10 protein-coding genes are annotated in these 24,950 nt (G+C 42.0%); 1 reads left to right on the top strand and 9 read right to left on the bottom strand.

Going from position 1 to position 24,950, the window contains the following annotated elements; all coding sequences use genetic code 11:
• Positions 1-53: 53 nt before the first annotated feature.
• The 9 genes from CDC37_RS15285 to CDC37_RS15245 form a co-directional block, all read right to left on the bottom strand.
• Positions 54-332, bottom strand: a complete 279-nt coding sequence (locus CDC37_RS15285) for a KGK domain-containing protein (RefSeq protein WP_096622866.1) — start codon at positions 330-332, stop codon at positions 54-56.
• A 237-nt stretch (positions 333-569) separates the two neighbouring features.
• Complete coding sequence (gene mnmE / locus CDC37_RS15280; protein WP_096622864.1) at positions 570-1,964, bottom strand: tRNA uridine-5-carboxymethylaminomethyl(34) synthesis GTPase MnmE; 1,395 nt, start codon at positions 1,962-1,964, stop codon at positions 570-572.
• Between the two features lie 859 nt (positions 1,965-2,823).
• Positions 2,824-4,335, bottom strand: coding sequence for a thioester reductase domain-containing protein (locus CDC37_RS15275; protein ID WP_096622862.1), 1,512 nt, complete (start codon positions 4,333-4,335; stop codon positions 2,824-2,826).
• Positions 4,336-5,014: 679 nt separating this feature from the next.
• Positions 5,015-5,299 (bottom strand): acyl carrier protein, encoded by a 285-nt coding sequence (locus tag CDC37_RS15270; protein ID WP_096622860.1) that lies wholly within the window; start codon positions 5,297-5,299, stop codon positions 5,015-5,017.
• Positions 5,299-6,978 carry a PfaD family polyunsaturated fatty acid/polyketide biosynthesis protein gene (locus CDC37_RS15265; protein ID WP_096622858.1) on the bottom strand — a complete coding sequence of 560 codons (1,680 nt, stop codon included), beginning with the start codon at positions 6,976-6,978 and terminating at the stop codon, positions 5,299-5,301. Before CDC37_RS15265 ends, CDC37_RS15270 begins: the two co-directional genes overlap by 1 nt.
• A gap of 533 nt (positions 6,979-7,511) precedes the next feature.
• Positions 7,512-12,131, bottom strand: coding sequence for a PfaB family protein (locus CDC37_RS15260; protein ID WP_096622856.1), 4,620 nt, complete (start codon positions 12,129-12,131; stop codon positions 7,512-7,514).
• Between the two features lie 107 nt (positions 12,132-12,238).
• Positions 12,239-13,963: an SDR family NAD(P)-dependent oxidoreductase gene (locus CDC37_RS15255; RefSeq protein WP_442861042.1), complete on the bottom strand. Its 1,725-nt coding sequence runs from the start codon at positions 13,961-13,963 to the stop codon at positions 12,239-12,241.
• Between the two features lie 352 nt (positions 13,964-14,315).
• Positions 14,316-14,828, bottom strand: a complete 513-nt coding sequence (locus tag CDC37_RS15250; protein ID WP_096622852.1) for a carboxypeptidase regulatory-like domain-containing protein — start codon at positions 14,826-14,828, stop codon at positions 14,316-14,318.
• Between the two features lie 33 nt (positions 14,829-14,861).
• The gene (locus CDC37_RS15245) at positions 14,862-20,321 is read right to left on the bottom strand and encodes a type I polyketide synthase (protein ID WP_096622850.1); all 5,460 of its coding nucleotides are present in this window, start codon (positions 20,319-20,321) and stop codon (positions 14,862-14,864) included.
• Positions 20,322-23,741: 3,420 nt separating this feature from the next.
• Between CDC37_RS15245 and CDC37_RS15240 the strand changes: the two genes are divergently transcribed.
• A complete protein-coding gene (locus CDC37_RS15240; protein WP_096626270.1) occupies positions 23,742-24,938 on the top strand; it encodes an ABC exporter membrane fusion protein in 1,197 nt (398 codons plus the stop codon).
• Positions 24,939-24,950: the final 12 nt, after the last annotated feature.

Raw genomic sequence — 24,950 nt, 5'->3', positions numbered from 1 at the left:
AATCATAAAATATATAATTTAGATACTTAGCAGTTTATGAGAAATAAAGGTATTTATTCCCCTTCATTATCCACATCCTCATCTTCGTCTTGATAACGTTCAAATTCAAAAACTATCCGTGCTTTAATAGTTCCCTCCTGCCAATCAAATCCAGGTTTGAGAATTTCGCATGGATAGCCATCCCTAAATAGTTTGTTTACAGGTTCTTGTATATAAGAAAGTACAACATCTTTAAAGTCCTTGACTTTTCCTGCATTACCAACCTTCAGATAGTTATTGTTGTTCCTGATGTCCGCACACAAAACATCTAAATCATCCAAATCGAGCGCCATCTAGATACTCCAAAATTCGTTACCCCTATTTTCCCCGGAATTTCTGAAAAACTACCATACCTGGATTTCTCACGAGTAAGTTGTAAGCCTTGAGTAACGGATTGATTTTCTGACTACTCCCTACTCCCTATTCCCTGTGGATTTCAGGGTTTTGTGAGAAATGCGGGTACAGACGACCCGACATGTTCTCTCTATTCCCGACTCCCCACCCTCACGAAAAGACTTTGACCGCAAACCCTACTTACCAATACAAAAACGACTAAAAATCCTGTCTAAAACAGATTCGGTGACTTCTTCTCCAGTAATTTCGCCGAGTGCATAAATGGCATCACGTAGATCAATTGTCCAAAAGTCTAGGGGTAAATCTTGTTTAATTGTATTTTGCAGTTGTTCCAGGGATTTTTGGGTTTTAATTAGGGCTGCTGCTTGTCTTTGATTAATGGCTATATCCATATTTGCAGCTTGGATTTTGTCTGATTTTACCGTGGCTAAAATGGCTTGTTCAAGTTCGTCAATGCCTTGATTTTTCGCCGCGACGGTGTAAATTTTTTGCCTAAATTCGGGAAGATTGGCGAATATTAGTTCTTTTTTTTCTTGGTCAATTAAATCAACTTTATTAATCACTAAAATTAACGGTCTGTGTTGAACTTGTTGATAAATTTCCCCATCAGCAGCTTGCCAACCTTGACTGGCATCGATGGTAAATAAAATTAAATCGGCCGCTTCCGCCGCTTGACGCGATCGCTCGACTCCGATTTTTTCCACGGTATCCTCTGTTTCCCGAATCCCTGCCGTATCCAGGACTTGAATCGGTATCCCCCCCACCACTAATTGGGATTCCACCACATCGCGGGTCGTACCTGGTAAGTCTGTGACAATGGCGCGATCGCTACGACTCCAGGCATTGAGTAAACTCGATTTCCCCACGTTCGGACGACCCACGATAGCCACCTTTAAACCTGTGCGTAATAACTCCCCCCGGTCGGCAGTTGTTAAGATATATTTCACCTGATTGGCAATTTTGGTGATATCGGCAAAAATATTGTCAAGGTTTATTGGTGGTAAATCTTCCTCAAAATCGATTCTCGCTTCAATTTCCGCTAAAATATCCAAACATTGTTGGCGCAATTCCCGAATCGGTTGGGCGAGTTTTCCTTGGATCCCAGCTAAGGCAGTTTGGGCAGCCTGGGGTGATTTTGCCCCTACCAGGTCAGCAATACTTTCGGCTTGGGTTAAATCAATTCTGCCGTTGAGGAAGGCACGCAGAGTAAATTCTCCCGGCTGGGCTAACCGCGCGCCCTCGGCAATACATAATTGTAAAACCCGTTGAACAGCAATAATTCCCCCGTGACAGTGGAACTCTACCACATCTTCCCGTGTATAGGAACGGGGAGCTAACATGATCAACAGTAAAACTTCATCAATCACCTCCTGGGTTTGGGGATGACGCACATAACCGTAGAGGATACGATGACTTTCCCAAACCTGCTTTCCAGGGGCAGTAAATAGCCGTTTCGCAATATTTAAAGCCTCCGTCCCCGACATCCTGACAATTCCCACACTACCCTGTTGGGGAACAATTGCAGTTGCGATCGCGGCGATGGTTCCAGTTGTCACAAAATTCTGAGACATGGTTTTGCAAATGGGAAAATAATCATATATGGCAATCCGATTTAAGTGGTGAAAAATAACGTGCCGTTCGTTGACTGATGACTGTTCACCGTCAACTGTCAACCGTTGACAACCCTACATGTAAGATTTCACAAATCCCGCTCGGACTGCGGTAGTTCGGGATGGGGTTGAATAGACGTAGTGTATCGATTGTCCCAGAAAACTGCAATATTCAGCAAAGCCTGATATCGTTTACGCTAATCCCGGATTTCTCACAAACTCCTAAAGCTTTCAGTGAGTAGGGAGTAGTAGGAAAATTAACCCATTACTCAAGGCTTATCACTCCCTTGTGAGAAATGTAGGTAATGCTTGCTACATATCAGGGGCTGTAACCGTTGATTATTCTAGTTTCATTTATTGCAAAGTACGAGATAATCGATATTAGAGGATGTTTGAAAAGTCGATTTGAATACTTCACAAGCTTGTTTTTTAGAAGTAGAGATAACCCATCGGGTCGTCTCTACAGGGAGCAGGGAATCGGGAGTAGTTCATAACGACAAATATACCGTTTGAGCCGATTTACTCTCTTCCAGAAGTGCTTGATTCCCTCGCACCCATGCTCCGCGTGGGTGCAGAATCTACGAGACACCTGTCTCGTAAATGAAGGCAGTAGTGGTCTATTCTATAAGTTCTGAGGGGTTTGTAGTTGTGGCTTTAGTATGGAAAAAGCTGGAAAATAAAGCGCTACTACGTGCCTTTTTTTACTCATCAAATTTAATGGGACAAAGCACTACTCCCCATTCCCAAATATGATAATTTAAGTATTAAAAATGAATTTTTAAACAACCTCCTAGAAACGTGAACTCAATTGTCATATTCCCTACACTTCCAAAAATCCATTCTGAATCAGATAACTGGAATAGGTGATAAATAATTTCGAGTCTAGAGGTGCGCAACGAATTGAACTTTCAGCAAGTGCTTGTTGGGTTGCAGCACAACTAATTTGGGGACGGTGTGCATTTAAATATAAATCGGGAACTGTCAGTTTATCCTTTGACCAACGTTCTAACAGAAAAGGTCGGAGAGTATATAGGGGGTTTTCAGGTGTTACTAATTCTGTGGTCAGACGATTTTGCCACTCTTCGTAGGGAATGATTTCAATGGGAAATCCAAAGCTTTGTAGCCATTTAACCATATCCATAAAGGGAACTGGTTCGGGATGTTGAAGATGGAATGCGTGTCCCAGGGATTTTTGTTGTAATGATAAATAAACAATCGATTTACTGACGTAATCTACTGGGGAGATATCCAGCATATAGTTCACATCGGGGAAGCAACCCATTTGTAAACAACCTTTAATGGCTAAATTAATAAAATCATCCGTATTGCAAACCCCGGTCTGACTATCACCAGCAATCAATGGAGGACGATGGATAGTGATGGGAATACCGCGACTATATCCCAATTTCACTAATTTTTCGGCAACCCATTTAGTTTGTGAGTAACCTAAGAAAATTCCCTCCCAATGGTCGAATTCATCGTCTTCTTTTACGACTTTACCAGCATAGTAATCGGATTCAAAAATAGCGACGCTAGAAACTAAATGGACAGGTTTCAGTTTACCAGTGCAAGCTAATCGTAATATTTCCTGTGTACCTAACACATTGGTTGGTTTCATCGCTGCGTAGGGAAATACATAGTTGAGCATAGCTCCACTGTGGTAAATACCATCAATGGTATTACCTAGTTTGGTAAATTCTACCTCATCCATTCCTAATAATGGTTGGGATAAATCGCCTAATACGGGAATGATGCGGTGGGATAAATTCTCATTCCAGATGTAATATTGAGCGAGATTCTTTTGGAGTTTGTTTTTACCTTCTTCTATCGTTTTTCCACGGGTTAAACAATAAATATCAGCTTGGGTTTGGGTCAGTAATTCGCGAATAATAAATGCCCCTAAAAATCCTGTTCCACCTGTTAAAAATACAGCAGTAGGATGAGGGTTAAATACAAAGGATGTGGAGGGAGGGTAAATGCGGGGATCTAGGACAACTTCGGCTTGTAAATCAAGGCTAGTATCAGCTATTTTTGCTAAGTTCGGATTAATTACATTCCCAACTAAATTTGTTTCCTCCACATCTTCAGCAAGTCGTTGGGAAAGTGCTGCAATGGTGGGATAATGCCACAACATTGTGGGAGAGATTTCCACTCCAAAGATTTTTTCGGCTTGGGTGACAATTAACATTGCTCTGGATGAATCTAAGCCGTAATCTTCTAGGGGTTGATGAATATCAATTTCACTTGTATCAACATTGAGCAGTTCTGCTAGTTTTGATACCATCCAAGTTTGGATTTCATGAGCATTGAGGGATTGTTTAGGACTAATCATGGGATTTTGGATTTTAGATTTTGGATTTTGCGGAAAGTTGGTGGTAGATTTATTCTTCCACCAAACTTTCCAAGACGGATTTTGGATTTGAATGTCGAGAATTTCTGACTACAGCAATCCGATTTAAGTCGTGAAAAATAGCGTGTCGTTAATGACTAGTGACTTTTAACCGTTAACAACCCTACATATAATATTTCACAAATCCCGCTCGAACTTCCTTCTGTATTTACTCAGGACTTTACCCGAATTTGGAAACCTCTAAAATACAGTTTTCAGGGAGTAGGGAATAGGAAATAGGGAGTATTCGGAAAATCAACTCGTTCATCAACACTTATGGATTACTTGCTCTAAATACAGGTTTAGTCCTGATTGATGAAGAGTTATAATCATTTCATGCAAATCTTGATTTGTAATAACTATTAACTGTTAGAAACGTGAATAATTCATAGAAATATTCTTGAGAGAAACCCTACTTCTGAGAGAGGAATTTTGAGCTTTTTTATTTACTCATGCCTTTTATCCGATATGCTGCAGCAGCCATTACTCGTGAGATAAGCATCGGGTTTTTACAAAAAATATCTGAAATTCCAGAAAATAATTATCAAAACCTGACTGCGGAGAAATCTCAGATTTTTTATTTACTCACCTCCTGTATACCTTATCCTACATTCTGTATTCTTTAAATCAAATATTTCTCAGATTTTTCGTGAGTAAACTCATCTGCTAATCGCTGTGCTAATAAATTAATACTGGGGTAATACCAGAGAATGGTTGGTGATAGTTTTAATCCTAAATATTCACCCACTTGTAAAGCTATTTTCATTCCCTGTTGAGAGTTGATTTCGTAATTATCCCAGGATTGATTAACATCGATGGTTTGTGGATTGACTCCTAATGCATCAGCAACTACAAAAGTAAGATATTTTTCAATTTCTGCTGCTGTTCGGGGTGGGTCTGATTGCATTATCCACATACCTCCAATGTTGATGTCGTTGGATAATACTGGGTGTAAAAATTATTTAATTGTAAACCTTGCATTTTCAGGTTTTGAATGCGATATAAATAGGCAGTTCCTAACATAATATGATTTGCGACATCAACAACATGACGGTTTTGGGGTTCTGCAAGATAGGTATGACGTACCCAGTCGTTAAAACTACCCATTGCTGGTCCACACCAAATTTGATAGTCTGTTTCCCGACCGACTTCACCGGAGTTTGACCAACGGGAGGATAGTCCTAGATACCACCGGAAAATAAGAGCCATTTTTAATTTCGGATTGTTGACCGCTTTGGCCAGTTTTTCCGGATTACGTTGGGATAAATAGGATACGGTTAATTCCCAAATTTCACTTAGGGGTTTACGGAAAATCTGTTTTTCTAGCTTTTCCCTTTCCGGGAGGGGAATTTCTTCGATCGAATTATAGGTACGGTAGAGTTCGTATAGTTTTTGCGATCGCATGGGGAATAATGTTCCCCGTTTGAGGACTTGAAGTTTTACCCCCATTTCAAACATATCTGCTGCGGGAGCCATCATCACATCAGCCATTTCCGCTTGCGCAAGGAGTTTTTTGGTGTGTTGACAACTTCCCGATTCTAAACAAGCTTGATTGACCGAACCCGTAACCACATAGGCTGCACCCATCATAAAACCTGCTAAACTAGACTGGGGTGTGGCAATACCTCCGGCTACACCAATCCTGACGGGATTTGTGTAATTATACTGGGCTTGAATTTCGTCCCGTAAAGCCACCATCGAAGGTAATAAACAAACTAGAGGACGGTTGTCGGTGTGTCCACCGGAGTCTGCTTCAACGGTGATATCATCAGCCATTGGTACGTAGGCTGCGAGTTGAGCTTGTTGTTCACTGATGAATCCCTGTTGCACAAGTTCTTTCAGTATCCTGGGAGGTGCGGGTTGCAGAAATTTAGTTGCAACCTCCCGTCGGGAAACTTTGGCGATCACTTTGTTGTGAATTTCGATTTGGTTAGCGGAATTCAGGGTTAATCCGGCTACTCGGTAGCGCACAATATTGGCAGTTAAATCTAGAAATGCGGAGGCTTCAACTGTTTGAACACCGTATTGCAGATACAACTCTACTGCCCGTTGTTCAATACTGGGTTCATTGGGGCTATGTATTAAATTGAATGCGTAGGGTCCCTGGGGTAACTCCCCTTGAATACGTTTGATAGCCGTTTCCAGACGGTCTGGACTTAGACCACCCGCACCAAAGGAACCGAGGATTTTCGCTTTACCCAGGGTAATAATCATTTCCTCCGAAGCAATACCACCAGCCATTGCTCCTGTCATGTAGGCATAATTAACACCGTGGTGATGGCAAAAATTGCGATCGCCGAGGTTTTCTAATCCTACGGGGTTACTGATGGCAATCAGCTTGATGTTATCACTATTACTATCAGTTGTGGTAATTACATAACCTTCCTGGGTGACACCAACTTGACCGTTAACACTGACAATGTAGCAGGGTTGATTCAGGTTTAATAATTTAGCTTTGATGGTGTTTTGGTCGAATGTGAGGGAGTCTAAATCACCTTTCCACAGGAGTGTTTGATTAATGGTGAATGGGTTCAATGGGTTATAGGTAATACCGTTATAATTTTGATTCAAGAGGGAGACAGACATGGGATTTTGGATTAATTCGTAATTCGTAATTTGTAATAGCCTGCGGCAACGCTTCGCGTACGTAATTCGTAATACCCGCTACGCGGGAAGCAAGCTACGTAATTTGGAATTTGGAGTTTGGAATAGCCTACGGCAAGCCGCTTCGCGTCTACGTAATAGCCTACGGCAAGCCGCTTCGCGTCTACGTAATAGCCTGCGGCAACGCTTCGCGTACGTAATTTGGAATACCCGCTACGCGGGAAGCGAGCTACGTCATTCTCTCCTCAAAGATTACTATGTAACCAAAAGTAGAGCCTCTGTTTTTGACTTGTAGTTGCGCTTATAGGACTATAGCAAGGGTGTTCTCTTAGAGGGTGTTTAAACAGTCATTTTTAATAGAATTATCGTTTTGGGAATGGGAAGAGACGCGATATGTCGCGTCTGTACTCTTGAAGGAAAAATCGGCTTTATCACCCCATGTCCAGAGTCCGAACGATAGTCAAAATATTGATAATTAATACTTGACAAACATCCTCTAAGTATTTACGTGTAGGCTACTCCCTAGTTTCCTTCAACAAATTTTCTGCACAGGCTAGTTGTAGTTGAATGATTTCACTGATTTGGGTACTAAATTCGTGTCGTGATTTGAGGAAGGTGGTGTGGGTTTGGTGAATGCGGGAGTTGTTTTGGGTGAGGGATTGGAGGTGGGTGGGTATGGGATTAGTAATCGAGGTTGGTTTTGATGAATCTGCACCAAATTCTAACGATTCGTTGGGGGTAAAACTGTTATTCATGACCTTTTCTTGGGGGGATTCAGGTAATGGGGAAATTGGTGGGTGAATTTGGGGGGTAATAATTTGGGAAAAGTGGGTGCGGTTGTTGTCGTTGCAGATTTGGTCGATGATGCGGTGTCCACCGATGGTGACGGGTTTGGTGCTGGGGGTTTTGCTGGGGGTGGTTATTTGTGTATATAGGGAGGATAGGTCGAGTTGAACGCGGTGACTTACGAGTTTGGCTAAAGCTCGTAACAGGGAACTGTGGTCATCTGCACCCCGACGATTGAGAGCGATCGCAATGTGGGGTTTGTTTTCGAGGTTTTTGTCAATCCAACGGGAACAAATGTTTCCGGAACCGGTTTCAATGAAGATCCGCGCTCCGTCTGCGTAAACTTGGTTGACTAAGCGGGGAAAGTCCAGGGTACTGGTGAGACCTTTACCGATGCTGTCACCGATTAGTTGGGGATCGATGATTTGACCGGGTTGGTTAAGATTTGTGTAGGTGGCGGATAAATAAAATTTTACCGATGGTACTGCTTGGGTTGGTAGACTATTTAGGCGGGCAATTTCCCCGTACTCGGAGCGCATGGGTGGACAATGGATGGCATGGTTGAAGGGAGCGCGAAAGGCGTTACATCCTAGGGATTTAATTACCCGTTCGCAAGCTGGGGATGCTCCGGCAATGACGACTTCTTCGGGGGTGTTAATTTGGGTAAGGTAGACCTGGGATTCCCCTTGGAGACAAGCTTCGACTTCGCTTTTCTGGACCATTAATAGATATGTACTCCAGAAATCATCCTCAGTTCCGGATTCAGCACGGGGTAATCCCCAAAAATCCCGCACCGCATTTTTCGCACCCGATAGGCGATCGCCGAAGAGGGGGGAGGTATGGAAAGCGTTGATTCCTTGGCTAAAGTCGCTCCACACACCCGTTGCAGCCATCATACTTGTTTCCCCTAGACTATAACCAAAGGCGAATTGGGGTTGAACTTGAAAGCGATCGCGGATAATGAGGGTGATGAGTTTGGCGAAGGTCATATCGGTTTCAAATATGGCCCGGGAGTCGTCGAGAAGCTGTTTTTCTAGGGTTTCTAGTTGTCGCAGTGTTAATTTATTTAAACTGCGGGGAAAGACTAGTTGGGATACGTCGGCAACTAGACTATACAAGCTTTTTAAGGCTGGGTCGTCGTGGACTTGGGGAAATAGGCGAAATAGGTCGCGACCGATACCAATATAGGAACTGAGGGCCGGGGGATATACGTAGGCGACTCCTCCGCTAGAACCGAGGGGATTAGGGGTAAAGTAGCTTCCCTGGGGTGTGAGCCAATCTTCCCCGGTGTTAAAGGCTTTGGTGACACCTGTGAAGGCGGCGGTAATTTCCCTGGTGAGTTCGGGGAGGGTGCGACCGAGAATGGTGAGGGTGTACTGGGCTTGGGGTTGGTTTTGGTAATTAATGAAACAGTTACGGGCTATTTGGGGGAGGGAATCGCTGTTTTCCAGTTGGGTTTGCAAGGTTTGTAAACCAGCGATTAAATCGGCTTGGCTATTACCGGGGATGGGGAATAGCTGGAATGGCATTTGGGCTAGGTAAGTGTGGGGACGGGGTGCAGTTTGCTCTACTTCTGCGAGGATGACATGGGCATAACTACCATCAATCCCCATACTATTGATGGCGGCGACACGGGTACGGAGGTCTTTACCGAGGAACCACGGACGAGATTCGGTATTTACATAAAAATTACTACCTAGTAGGGGGTTGATGTTATCCACACCTGACCATTGGGGTGTACCTGGTAAATAGCGATAATACAGACATAAAGCTGTTTTGATTAAACTAGCCATACCCCCAGCCCCGTAGGCGTGACCAATGTTAGCTTTAATACTACCAATGGCACAGGTTAATTTTTCCCCTGCCTTTGGGTAAGCAGCGAGTAAACCTGTGATTTCAGCTTGGTTTTCCGTCGTGTCACCGCTAGCATAGACCTCCAGATATTCGACATCACGAGGTTGCACACCAGCAGTTTGTAGCGCTTGTTGACACACCTGGGTGACATATTTAGCATCGGGTCGAGTTAAACGGGTTTTTAGGGGATGGGATGGTGCGGGTTGTTGAACTAGAGCGATCGCATCGATGGTGGCATAAATTCGGTGGTGGGTTTGGGTATGTATATCTTGGCGTTTGAGTACAATTGCACCCGCACCTTCTCCGACTAACCAACCATTACTGTTACCATCGAAACTGAGGGTATGTACTCCCCCATTCACCTGTGCAGCTTGACTACGGAGCAACACATTTTCCAAGCTTGCGGCTAAATCCACCGCACCCACTAACACCGCTTCCACCTCCCCAGTGGATAGTAAATGTTGAGCCACTTCCAAGGCTTTGAAAACACCATTTTCCCCAGCCGAAATCGTCAAAGAGGGGCCAGAAAAATCCCACAGAGCCGAAATCCGACTCGCCATCACATTCGAGATGTAACTGAGAAATTCCCCAGTTTCCACGGGTGAATGGATACCATCCTTGATGACCGTCGTCAATTCCTCCACACCTTGACCATGACTCACCAAACCGGATTTTTCCAACCCCTCCGGTAATTGCCAAGTCAAATTCCAACGCTGCTGTAAATGGTGAACAGAGAATTCAGATTCGGTAGCAATTAACACCGCTACATTTCCACCTTCTTTGAGGTTGGCATCCTTGAGGGCATTATCAGCCACCTTTAACATTAACAACTGCTGGGAATTGAGTTTTCCTAGTTCATTGGGAGGAATTTTGTAGGCGAGGGTATCAATTTCAAAGGTATCGATGTACGCACCTAGGGGAGGTTTACCATCAGCAAACCCATAGCGTTTGAGGATATCCTGCTGAGTTTCCAACCCATACCACCGGGACTCTGGTAAAGGTTTAAACCCTTGACGACCCTCATAAATGCATCGCTCCAGAGCATCCAAACCGTCATAGCAGCCAAAAAACCCATCCATCCCCACAATCGCCATTGGTACAGGGGAAATTGGTTCTGGACTTTGGTGGACATGGGAAACCATTCCCTGTTCCAAAATCATATGGGCATTTGTACCACCGAAACCGAAAGCACTGACAGCAGCTCGTTTGACCGTATCCTGACCAGACCAATTTTTAGCACTACGGACAATCTGATTACGCGAAATTGCTGAACCCTCTACCCCCATCCCGTCCTTGACATGAATAGTCGCGGGGATGACTCCTTTAGACATACTTAAAAGAACCTTGATTAAACCAACCGCACCCGCAGCTGTTAATAAATGTCCCACATTACTTTTGACGGAACCGATGAGGGGAGTTGCTTGGTGTTTGCCAAAAAACTCCTGCATCGATTGAAACTCCGTCGTATCACCCAACAACGTCCCCGTTGCGTGACACTCCACATAATCAATTTGCTGCGGTGCAATTTTAGCCTCAGTATAAGCACGTTCAAAGGCTAATACCTGACCTTTGGAATTTGGACTGAGTATATGCTTACCCCGTCCATCATTCGATAAACCATTACCAGCAATGGTGGCATAAATGCGATCGCCATCTCGGACTGCATCACCATACCGCTTGAGTACGACCATTCCCGACCCTTCTGCGGTCATCAATCCCCGTGACGATTTATCCAAGGGACGGCTAATATCATTATTTTCGGGATAACCTTGAATACTGGAAAATAACATCCGCAAAAATAAAGGATCGGACGCACTGACACCCCCTGCTAACATCAAATCGGTTTTATGAGTCCAGAGATAATGGGAAGCTAACCGAATCGCATATTGGGGGGAAGAACAAGCCGCATCAATGCCAAAATGGTGGTGGGAAAGTCCTAATGCTTGGGAAATTACCGCCGTTGGCAATCCCGATATCATGGCATTATGGGCAGATACACGATTACTTCCAGCTAAACTAGTTAGCTCAAATTCTGGTACACCTAAAACCTCACGGATTGCTGCATTTAAAGCTTCCTGATATATGGGTGAAAATAAGCGATTTGAGTATTTAGTTGGTAAGGATAATGTACCCAGAATTACGCCACATTTTGCCAATATTTCGGGACTATTGAGATAGCCACTATGGGCTAAAGCCTGTTGAGCGGTGTATAAAGACCATTTGAAAGTATTATCCAAACTTTCCAGAAAATCGGCAGATAATTTATATCCCTTGCCATCAAATTTGAAATTACGAATAAATGCACCTTTGAGGGAATAAAATTTATCTGGTTTACCCTTTTGCGGGTCAAAAAATACCCTGGGGTCTACACCTAATTCGGCAACACTAATCGATGTCGTTGAATCCTTCTGTGCAATGAGATTTTGCCAAAACTCATCGGGATTTTTCGCATCGGGAAATAAACAAGAAAATCCAATAATTGCTATTTTTTCCACGGTTAATAATCTCGATAATTGATGAATGTATAATGCCCCGTAGAGACGCGATATATCGCGTCTCTACAACCCATATCGCGTCTCTACCAATACCGCGTCCCTAGGGTCTAATCTAATAATTTAGGTAAAATAATTCCCCTGGTTCCCAATAATCTGTAGAAGACTTTGCCGTCTTGGTCGTGAATAATGAAATCCGCAATGATAGATGCTGCTGTTTTTTGTTTGATTTCGCAGGAAACGTAATACAATTCATCGCAGGGTGTGCGTGCAAATTGTTCGTAAATATTGGTTTGACCTGGTAAACAAACTTGTTGATGGTAGTGATATAGCCAAACCCATAAAGGATGGGTGCTTAAATCTGCTGCGTAGGGATTGACCCAATCATAGGGAAATTGCCCCTGTTGGGTTGAATTAATTGATTTCCAATAACATGCGGTGGTAATTTTTTCCGGACTGATATTAATTACCCTTTGTATTGATTGAAAAGTTGGCCCATGAAACAGGGCTGATGGACTAGTGCGATAAAAATCACTTCCCTGGGTAGTAATAATATTATCTGCCACTAAATTGACATTTTCATAGACCGGTGCAGGGGGTATTTCCCGGACTAAAAGGGTTTTGGTACTAAAATGATAGGTGACTCGACCGACATCGGTGTAACTCAAAATTTTGACTTGAGCTTCTACTTTTTCACCGTTAATTTTTTCTAATTCTTGAACTTCGACAATATATTCGGAACTAATATTTTCCTTGACGATAATTCCCTTTAAAACTTTAAATTCGCTAGCACGAAATAATTGATAACCTGGATAAAGATACTCACACACATTTATCATCCAGGACATGGCACAGGTGGCTGGTAAAACCAGATTACCAGAAATTACATGGTCAACTAAAAAAGGATTGGCTGCTGCTGTTAATTGACGACGAATACGATAGGTTTTTAATTCCGCATCTAAAGGAACTGGAGGGGGAAACATGGGAGTTCCAATCACCACTTGTGTCGTTTCATGGTTTGCGGTATGCAGTTCATTCACAAACATTTTCGTTCCCACTTCCACCGGGAGAATTTCAATTCCCCGTTTCGCAAATTCCTTCTTCAATTGGGGTGTCACCATCCCGCTATCCCAACCACCCCAATTAATCGCAACCACATGACATCCGGGGTGACGTTGTTTGACCAGGTGAGCTGATTTGTTTAAGATTTCATTGGCGATCGCATAATCACTTTGACCAATATTGCCGTAAAATCCCGTCACCGAGGAAAATAGCACTAGATACTCTAACTGTTGATGATTAATCGCCGTCAGTAAATTCTCTAATCCCTGAACTTTCGCTGTATAAACCTTTTCAAAATCATCTCCGGTTTTCTTTTCAATCAGTTTATCCGCAAGATTCCCCGCACCGTGGATGATTCCAGTAATTTTACCCACGCGATCGCTGACTGTTTGTATTGCTTGTTGTAAAGCTTCTGCATCGGTGACATCCACACTCAGGTATTCCACATAACTACCCGTTTGCTGAATCGTGGTTAATGTCTGTTTGATTTCCCGGTTTGCAGCAATTTGTTGATAAATTTTTTGCACACCTAAAGGTGTCGGTTTTTCTCCCTGTTCCAGGAGATGTTGCATAATTTGTTTTTTTAAACTCGCTTCATCCTGACAATTTTGTGCCCAAATCGGCTCTGTTTCTAATAGGGGAGAACGTCCCAATAAAATAAATTTACAAGGATAGTTTTGAGCCAGTTCAATTACACATTTTGATGTAATTCCCCTCGCACCGCCACTAACAATAAATACCGATTCGGGATGGATAGCTGTAAGCATAGTCATGGGATTTTGGATTTTAGATTTTGGATTACTCTTCGGTCGATCCGCGCTACGCGCGTCTATGGATTTTGGTTTTGTCGTCTTCTAGCTTGAATAATTAATACTCAACATAATTCAATCGATAAATTTAACAACAAAAATAAATTAATTAGTGCTGTAACTGTGAGTACATTTCGTGATATAAATTTGATGAAATTTACCACACATCCTTCATCAAATCTTGTTAGCGACAGCAATCGATGAAAGCTATACTGTAAACATCAAGTTAAATAATTCGTAATTCGTAATTTGATAATTCGTAATTACGAATTAGTTTGAAGATGTTGAAATGTTTTTTCTTCTGTCTCCTCATTTCCTAACGAACTAAGTTTCCATTGGGATTATTCTGATTGCGAGGAGATTGATTGATTTGAGTACGGTTAGAAAAAGCCACGAAAATCAAAATTGCGATCGCAATCAAAATCACTAGCGGAAAAAATCCTGAACTACGGTTATTTCGTTCCGACCGACTACTAGGTCGATCGGATGGGGAGGAAGATGAACCACCGATTTTTATATCACCCAGGTCTTGATCCTGACTGGATAAATAAACCGAACGGCTATAGGGACTATATCCTTTGGTTTCTACGGTGATTGTTGCATCCATTCCCCGACTACCAGGAATAATGCGGAATCGATAAATACCTTCAATATCTGTGTAGGTGTAGATAGAAATTCCATCACCTTTGAGCAATACTTTTGCACCACTAATCGGCGCTTGTTTTTTGTTGTCGATAATCCGACCAATATAGGTGATTTCCTGCATGGTAGACCCGATTGGATTGTGGATTTTGTAGAGACGTAACATGTCCCCGTGGAGACGTAACATGTTACGTCTCTACACATGTCACGTCTGTAAACCCTATTGACTAACCAATGTTGTGCGTCCATTCAATCCGTAACCAACTTCGGTAATGTAGCGGTTAGGGTCGTGGAGTTCAGCGATGATGTTTTTGCTGGATTGATCAGCGTTGATGGTGGGGTTGAGGTCAATTGCTCGACAGAAGACTTTTTCCCATTCCCAATTCAGGGTTTTGGTGAGTCCAAATAGTCCAGCGCTGATGGGACTGTAGTTGAGGTTGTGGTCGAGTCCAAAAGCACCATCTAAACGAGCTACTGTGCAAAAACATGCTCTACCGAGTTTTGCTGCTTGGTTAAGGGAGGTTTTCAGGTGTTTAGCGATGAAAAATACATGTTTCACAACGGCTTTTTCGCTGGGGATGTAGGGAATACGTCCATTTTGGTTGAGTTCAAAGCGGGGATTGACATGGATAAATGCAGCAATATTCCCAAAATGTTGGCAGATTGCATTCAGTTTTTCCTGGAGGTGGGGTTCATCCATGTTGTCCAGTTCAACCCGTTCAATCCCGGAGGGTAGGGGTGAGCGTTGGGAAACGATGGTTTCTGGGAAACTCAAAACGACGACTCTCCAACCTAGGTGAGTTAGTTCGCTTGCAAGTTTGGTGGTGGTGAGGGTTCCATCATCGGTAATTAAACCGATGTGTCCCTCTGGTAAACTAAACTCCAAATAATCAGGTTGGGGAAGGGTTTTGAGAAACACCTGACGACGTAGGGGACTATTGTTGAGACTTGCTGTTGATGGTTCGGTGGGGGTAGTTGGTTGGGTTGCTTGTTCCCCTGGTTGATTGACTTGAGGTTGACTTAATTCAGTTAATTCAGACTGAGGGTGGTGATTTTTTTTTTCTCCACCTGTCAGCGTTTGCAGGTAGTTAACAATTTGACCGATGGTGCGTAAATCCCCCAGGTCTTCCACATTGGGTTGGGGAAGGTCGGGATAGGTTTCCTGCATTGCACCGAGGATTTCTACCCGTTTGATGGAGTCAATCCCCAGGTCTGCTTCCATATCCATGTCTAGCTCCAACATCTCCACCGGATAACCGGTTTTTTCACTGGTGATATTTAGTAGAGTTTGGGCCATTTCCTCCGCATTCACACCGAAACTGGCTGGAACTTCTGGTTCAATGGGTGTAGTCACTGGTGTAGTGGCTATTGCGATCGCTGGAGTTGGTGTTTCTGGAATTACCGATGTAGTTGCGTTGGCTAAGTCCACCGAAGGTGTCGCACTCACGGTAATTGGTTCCCTCACTGGAATTGGATTCTGGATATTTGTTGTTACATGTGCGACTGTTGGCTGCGTATTTACACTCTGGGTATTAACTTGTGTAAGTGTTTGAACCGGGGAAGTTTCCCCACCTTGACCCATCAAGGATTGGATATAATTGACAACCTGACCAATTGTCCGTAGTTCGCCTAAATCTTCAACGTTAGGTTGGGGTAAATTAGGATAGGCTTCCTGCATTGCACCGAGGATTTCTACCCGTTTAATGGAGTCAATCCCCAGGTCTGCTTCCATATCCATGTCTAGCTCCAACATCTCCACCGGATAACCGGTTTTTTCACTGGTGATTGCGAGTAAAGTTTCTGCAACATCACCTGCTGCAATGCTGGGAGTAGCTATACTTGTTGTTGGTGTTGGTTGGGGAACTGGATTGGTTGCTGCTTCCTGTACTGGTTTTTGAGGGATAGGTGCAACTACTGGATTGATTGCTGCTTCCTGTATTGGTTTTTGAGGGATAGGTGCAACTACTGGATTGATTGCTGCTTCCTGTATTGGTTTTTGAACCACTGGATTAACAGGTGCTTGTGTCACCCGAACCTGACCAGAAAGCAAACCTTGATATTCCTGTTGAAGGAATTGGAAGAAGTTTTGAGTATAGGCTAATTGGTTTTGGAGATATTGTTCATGTACCCGCAGGGTTTCAGCTTGCTGAGAGCTAAATTGGGTCATGCTACGTTCCAAACTTTCTGTCACCATTGATTTGATATTGTTGGTAGCAGAGGTTTGGTCAATTAGCAGCTTGTGCTGTTGCTGTAGGAGTTGGAAAAACGTCTCAACGTATTTTTGCTGATGGTTGAGATAGAGTCCGTGAACCTGCAAATTCTCGCTGTTATTTTGCTGAAACTGACTGAGAACGAATTCCAAGCTTTCGAGAACTTGTTGGTAATTAATTCGCTGATTTGGTACTTGTTCCATCGTTGATTTGACAACAGGTGATGTGGGGTTTGGTTTCGATGGTTGGGTGGGGGAGTTAGTTGCACTAGTTTCGACACCAGTGGTGATATCTGGTGGAGTTTTTTGGCTATGACCACTAGGTAATTGGACAGAAGTAGTACTAGAACTACTAGTAGCTGGAATCCCTGGGACTATTTCCGATTTAATATCAACGATTTTGGTTTTACCGTTAGTGGAAGCTTTATTCACCGTCGATTGGGGAATGACCACTTTCAGGTTTGGGTCTGGTTGCAGTGCTTCTGCGATGGTTTTCGCTGTTTTGGGGGAAACGTAGTTAACACCATTGAGACGCACATTCAAAGCTTTGGGATTTTCCGGTACAGGAGGTGTGGGAAGTTTTTGCAGAGGGTCAATATCCTGTAACTGAACCCCATGTACCCGTAACTGTACAACCGCTTCCCGTAAACTGCGATCGCTATTTTTTCTATCACTGGGATTTAGGGCGATCGCAATGTGGGGTCTTTCACCTAAAATATCTTGAACCAGGTTGGTTAATATCCGTCGTGGACCAAATTCAACGAAGCAATATCCCCCCGCATTGTAAATATTCTCAATTTGCTGTTTAAACAGTACGGGATTGGCTAAATGGGTTTCCAGAATTTGTTTAATTTTCTGCGGTTCCTGGGGATAGGGATGGGCTGTAACATTACTATAGGTAGTAATCTGTTGAGGTTTAAACTCTGTCGATTTGAGGGCGATCGCAAAGGATTTTTGGGCAAAGGCAATCAAAGAGGTGTGGAAAGCAGCTGAAACTGGTAATAACATCGCCGCAAATCCCTGTTCTACCAACACCTGACGCACTTTGGTAATTTCCTCCGTCGGTCCTGCTAATACCACCTGACGGGGTGAATTCAGATTCGCCACACTTACCTGGGAAAAAGGTTTCAAATAAGCTTCAATCGTACTTAAATTCTCCCTCACTGCTAACATCGCTCCCGCATCATAATCCGGGTCTTGGGGAGGAGCCATCGCTTGTCCCCGCGCTTTCACCAACCCACAGTAATCAGCATCACTAAATACACCAGCCGCCCACAGTGCCGTAATTTCACCGAAACTATGACCAGCCACAAAATCCGGTTTCAATCCAGCTTGATGCAAAATTTTATACAATCCTGCACTCATCATCCCAATGGCTGGTTGGGCATACTCAGTCCGTTGTAGGGCACTCACCTGCATAGCTCGGTCATTCTCATTAAACACGGGTGGTGGGAAAACCACATCCGACAAAGGTCGCATATTATCCTTGAGCAGCAAACTATCCATGTAACCATAGAATTCCTGCATCACCGGGAAATTCATCACCACTTCCCGACCCATTTCCAAATATTGGGAACCCTGTCCAGAGAACAAAGCCACCACCTTACCCTGCAATTCCATCCCCTGTTGACGGTAATATACTCCCTGGGGATGTTCCCAAACTGCCGCATCTGGCTGTTTTTTCAGTTGAGCGATCGCAATTTCCAGATATTTAACCGCTTCTTCCCGCGACTGAGCCACAAATCCCACCCTAGCATGGTGGACAGGGATTTCCTTCTCTTTACTCAACTTAACCAACTCAATAAATTTTACCTGACCCGTGGATGCACCTAAATCCACCAACAGATTTTCCAACTGCGATCGCAATTCTTCCGGATTTACCCCATCAATCAATATTTGATAGGGTGTGTGGTGAACCCGCAGTTCCGGACTCGGTTTACCAGTATATTCCTCTAGTACTACGTGATAATTAGTACCACCAAACCCGAAGGCACTCACACCAGCCCTTCTGGGAACTTCACCCTGGGGACGAATCCACGGACGTGTTTGGGTATTAATATAAAAGGGTGTATTTTCAATATTAAATTTGGGATTGGGTTCGGTAACGTTAATAGTTGGCGGTAAAACCTTGTGATACAGCGCCAAAGATGTTTTAATTAAACTAGCTGCTCCCGCCGCCGCTTTTGTATGGCCAATCTGCGATTTCACACTCCCCAGGGCAATATACTGACGACGGGGATTTTCCTCGCCAAAGTATTCACGCAAGGATGCAAATTCCGTCGGGTCTCCAGCCATCGTTCCAGTTCCGTGGGCTTCAATTAAACCAACCGTAGCTGGTTCAAAACCCGCATCTTCGTAAGCACGTCGCAAAGCCGTCATTTGACCTTCCGGACGGGGTGCATAAATACTCTTATACCTTCCATCACTGGATGTACCAATCCCTTTGATTACCGCATAGATTTTATCTCCATCCCGTTCTGCGTCCTCCAAGCGTTTGAGAACCAAAATACCAATCCCTTCACCCAACATCATCCCATCGGATTTCGCATCAAAGGGACGCACTTTATCACTGGGTGTCAGAGCGGGGGTTTTACTAAAGGAAATATATGCGGTAATCGAATTATCCGTATCCACCCCACCAGTTAGCATCATATCGCAACGGTGTTCCACTAGTTCACTAATTGCCATTTTTAAAGCTGCAAAGGAACTCGCACAAGCTGCATCAACAACGCAATTAATTCCACCCAAATTTAAACGATTGGCAATCCGTCCAGCAACAATATTTGCAAGCATTCCGGGGAAAGCATTTTCATCCCACTTAATATAAGCAGCTTGCATTTTTTCAATAATTTTCTGCGTATCCTGGTCACTAATTCCGCTACTTTTGAGTACCTTTTCCCAAATCGGATATTGTAACCTCGCAGACAGGGGAATTCCCAAATTTCTAGCCATAGCCACACCCAGAATTACCCCCACCTTATCCCGATTAAATTCACGAGATAGACCATATCCCGCATCTTCCATTGCTTCTTTGGCTATTACCAAACTCAACAATTGGGAAACATCAGTCACCTCTAAAATATTCGGTGGTAAACCAAATTCCATCGGATTAAAGTCAACATGGGGAATAAATCCACCCCTTTTAGAATAGGTTTTATCTTTAGTTGTGCGGGGATTGGGGTCAAAATAATCATCCACATGCCAATGACTTTCTGGTACATCAGTAATACAATCTACCTGATGAATAATATTTTCCCAATAATCCTCTAATGTCCGTGATTGGGGAAATAATGAAGCCATTCCCACAATCGCAATCGGACTATACTGTAATTTACGATTTAAGCTATCATTTGCCATAGATTTACTCTCTATCCTTTTTTTGTCTTCGATAACACGAATTACTGCTTGTTCGCAATTATTTATTTGTGCTTCTAACTGCGCTAAAGCATTTTCTATCCAGGAAGCAGACATAGATAATTTAAAAAACTAAGGTCAAGAAAATGGAGCGGCATAAAAAGAATAAACTCAATCAAACAGCTACAAAAAAACTGTAATTTAGCTACCCAAAATATTGAATAGGTCAGTTAATCATCCAGATTGTTCAAGTACACAATCAGAAATATAAAATAAGTGAGTGCAGCTAAAAAATTAGCTTTTCATCTTGAACCAGCTAATCTTCAACTGTTTTTTTGTAAACTGCCCTCAGAACTCTGCAATTCCAGGAATCTCAAATACATTAGACATCACACATCCGAAGAATTATTCCGACTTCATAACCCTTGAAAATATTATCTTCTCAGATATGGATTTACACTACAGTTTAGTGTGATGAAATTTCGGATTAATTCTCTATACAAATTCTGCACACTCATCTCTCAATGATTCATCTAATAAACCATTTTTTCAATGATATAGGTGGATAAATATCTCATCGATTCTATCAAGATATACAGAATTTCATCATGAGATGTCCTGAACAAACCAAGCCGACTAGTATAATTCGTCAAAATAATAACTATGTATCTGCAATTATTCCCGAACAAAATCTAGACTACGCTTGATTCCCAAAAATTGAGAAGTAAACCAATTAAATTATGAGGACTAGTGAAATAACCATAGGGTAAATTTGTAACCAGGTAAATTCAATCAATTGATGATGGTACAAACTAGGAGAAACTGATTCTAGTTTAAATTCAGGGAACTTAGAAGTAGCGATGGGAACAGAAAGACTTTTGTCTTGGGCTTACCCATGAATTTAATAATATCAATTAGTTGGGATAAATAACATCACTTATTGATATTGTTGCATCCAGAGTAACGCCAAAAATAGGGACTAAGATTATATAGTTTAGAGATTTTCTGTTTTGTTAGTCTGACATCTCCGTTACCGAAAGTTACTTTATTTTTCTGGAAGTGAATAGACTTAGAGATGATTTACATCCTTTGTCTTCAGTTTAAATCATAAATTGAAAATTGTTGAACAATTTGTACATAATTAATTGTTAATCGCTAACATTTGCTGTGACAAGTCTATCTCCTGGTGAGAAATTATCGTAATTTGATGATAGCGAAATTCATCCCAGATATCAGTCAAAATTTACAAATATGTAAAATATTCGTGCAAAATAGCTTGACTACTGGGAATTAAATTACTTAGCTCTTTTTAGGATAATGTTAGATACTTGGGTAATGTCATCTGAGCAAAGATAGATTTACCGATTTACTTTTTGATTGTTAGGGATTAACAGTTAAAGGGAGTATAGCAGTCCTAAATGATTTGTAAAATCTTACATTTAGGGTTGTTGACTGTTAACGGTTGACAGTAAACAGCCATAGACGTAGACACCTGTAGTGCGACTTATCAACAAGAATACTTCCGGTAGAGTACAGCTAAAAGCAATATTTTTCACGAATTAAATTGGGTTGCGATAGATAACAGGTAATTAGGAAATAATTAAAGACTATTAGCCTAGCTTTTTGTTAATCAATAACTATAATTAAAGAGTGAAAATTAAGAAACCAAAGAAAAATATTTTCGTCTTCCATCATGGAGTAGCACAAATATCTATTCAGATAGATAATCTATGGGAATATGAAATAGAGAGGAATGGTACTGCGTCAATCCAAATTTCTAGATAAACCAAGCCAATTATTCTCGAACTATCTTAATCACTTTCTATCTCCTGGAGGTAAGCATCAATCAACAGGTCATTTCTCGGATTTCTCACAAACCCCAAAAGCTTTCAGGGAGTAGTAGGAAAATCAACCCGCTACTCAACACCTTTTGCAGACAGTGGAATGGTTCGGTTTGTGGTCAGGGATTTATACCCGACTACAAACTGAAAATTAGTTTTCTCGCAGATTGTGCTGCTGAAATTACCATGAGTGAGGATATCCGTGACAAAGCGATCGCTTTTGACTGTCTGAGAGCAAATTTGCGATCGCATTATATACAGGATTTACGCAACGTCTTCCCGTGAGAGAAGATTTATCCGCAGCGATCGCATGATTTTTGTGACTACTTTCTTTCCCCTGGGTACCCTATGGGAAGCAAGCTAGATAATGATGCAGTGACAGCTTTCTCCTCTGATCCTGGATTTCTCACAAGTAAGTTGTAATATCGTTTACGCTAATGATTGCTACATCTCAGGAGCTATAAGCGTTGATTATTCTAGTTTTATTTATTTCAAAGTAAAAGATAATCGATATAAGCCTTGAGTAACGGATTGATTTTCCTTCTACTCCCGTCACGGACTATTCCCCATGAGTTTTAGGGTTTTGTGAGAAATGGGGGTGATGGAGATATGGGTGGATTAGCAATATTGTTGACTGTTACCCGCTAACAAAAAGTAGCAACATCAGTGGTAAAAATCTGTCATTAAATCCATCAAAATAAATTAGTTACTCCCTAACAAAAGCCCAAAATTTGATAGTGCAATCAATTGCTTTTGTGTTATCTTAAAAATCAAGGATTAAAACCAAATTTCTCACAAACTTCTCAAACTTTCAGTGAGTAAGGAACAGGGATTAGGAAGTAGTAGGAAAATCCAACCATTAGCTAATGGGTTATGACTTTCCTGTGAGAAATACAGTTAAATCAATCTTTTCTTCAATTTGATTTTCCCTTATCTTTGTCATTAATTTTACACTTCATTTAAGCAATTCATTCAACAATAAAATTGAAGACTCAATGGCAGTAAAGTTGAATCCTCCAGGTGCATAAAATATTTGAATTACCGACGATTACAAATTGAAAAAGAATTGCATAACTTCTGCTGTCAAGTTTACAAATATCCCAATTTCCCTAGGAAAAAGATGAATTTTCAGCATTGTCTCTACACCCAAAATAACTCTCATAGTAACGGTCGGTGTAAATAAAGCAACCATTAATTGGAGGGAAAAGCTTATATATTAATATTTTGAGCTTCCTGCCATTTAGTACTAGGCTGTGTTTCCAAGAGATAATCAAGCTGATGACTGAAATCTGCAAGAATCAAACAATCTATTTAGAGTGAAACTAAGCTAACTTATGATAGGGAAAATAGCACAGGTAATCAAAACAAAAACAGTGAAATCCCTCATTTTTATACTCCATGAAATCAGCTATCGGCAAATACCGCAGTCCTAAATAATTTGTGAAATCTTATATATAGGGTAACGGTTAACAGTCACCAGTCATCAGTCAACAGCACGCTATTTTTCACTACTTAAATCGGGATTGATATATAATCCAAAATCCACAGACGAATACCCCTAAAAATGGCAAGAATTAGGGAATGGAGAATAGTGAGTAGTAGGAAAATCAACCCTTATCACCTAGTGAAAAATGCAGAAATAACGGATCAACTCAAGAGTAATCCAAAATCTAAAATCCAAAAAGGAATAATAACAATGTCAATTGAAAACGAGAAACGGATATTAGCCAACTCAACTTTTCGTTGGAGAATGCTACTCACTTTTGCAGTAGGTATCGCTGGTTTAGCATTTGTAATTTATAATGCATCCAGATTTTTAACCCTAGTACCAGGGACATCCAATCAAACACCCCAAGTTACCCCCACTCGAATTGCAGTCACAGCGCTAGGAAGAATTGAACCAGAAGGTGAAGTCACCCAGTTATCTGCACCAAGTTCCCTCAGTGGTGTCCGGATTGAACAGATGTTAGTTACCGAGGGGGAAGAAGTTAAACAAGGACAGGTAATTGCTCATTTAGAAGGTTATGCAAGGACAAGAGCAGCACTACAACAAGCAAGAGACCAGGTAGAAGTTAGTCAAGCACGGTTAGCACAGGTGAAAGCAGGTGCAAAAAATGCTGATATTGAAGCACAAGCTGCGATGATTGCTCAATTAAATGCTCAACTGCGAGGTGAAGTAGCAGCACAGCAAGCGATAATTGCTAGACTTCAGACCCAGTTAAATAATGCCAAAACTGAAAATAACCGCTATCAACAACTACTACGGGATGGAGCAGTATCCGTATCTTTAGCGGAATCAAAACGTTTAGAAGTTGATACCCTACGACAACAAATCCGCGAATCGAAAGCAACCTTGAGTCGTAGTATTAATACAATTACTAATCAAGTTCGGGAAGGACAAGCGAGATTAGCAAGTTTGAATGAAGTGCGTCCGGTTGATGTGGAATTAGCGGAAGCAGAATTAAGAAGTACCCGTAGTGCGTTAACAAAAGCGAAAGCAGAACACGAGTTAACGATGGTGAAATCACCTGTTAATGGTCAGATTTTAAAAATTCATACCAAAACCGGTGAAGTAATTGGTAGTGAAGGTATTGTGGATATTGGCAAAACTTCCCAAATGTATGTGGTAGCAGAAGTTTATCAAACCGACATTGCTAAAGTCAAACCTGGACAAAGAGCAATTATTACTAGCACTGCATTCAACCGTCAAATTGAAGGAGTTGTCACCGATATCGGTTTACAGGTCGAACGTCAAAGAATTTTGAGTGTTAATCCCGCAGCAGATACGGATCGTCGTGTAATTCAAGTCAAAATTCGCATTGATGACCCAGAGGATAGTCAATTAGTTGCGCGATTAACTAATTTACAGGTTGATGTATCTATCCAAATTTAATCCCTTGGGGAA

It is taken from the genome of Calothrix sp. NIES-3974, from assembly GCF_002368395.1.
Taxonomy (GTDB): Bacteria; Cyanobacteriota; Cyanobacteriia; order Cyanobacteriales; family Nostocaceae; genus NIES-3974.
Note: the sequence above shows the minus strand (reverse complement) of the source record. Positions and strands in the feature narration are given on the sequence as shown.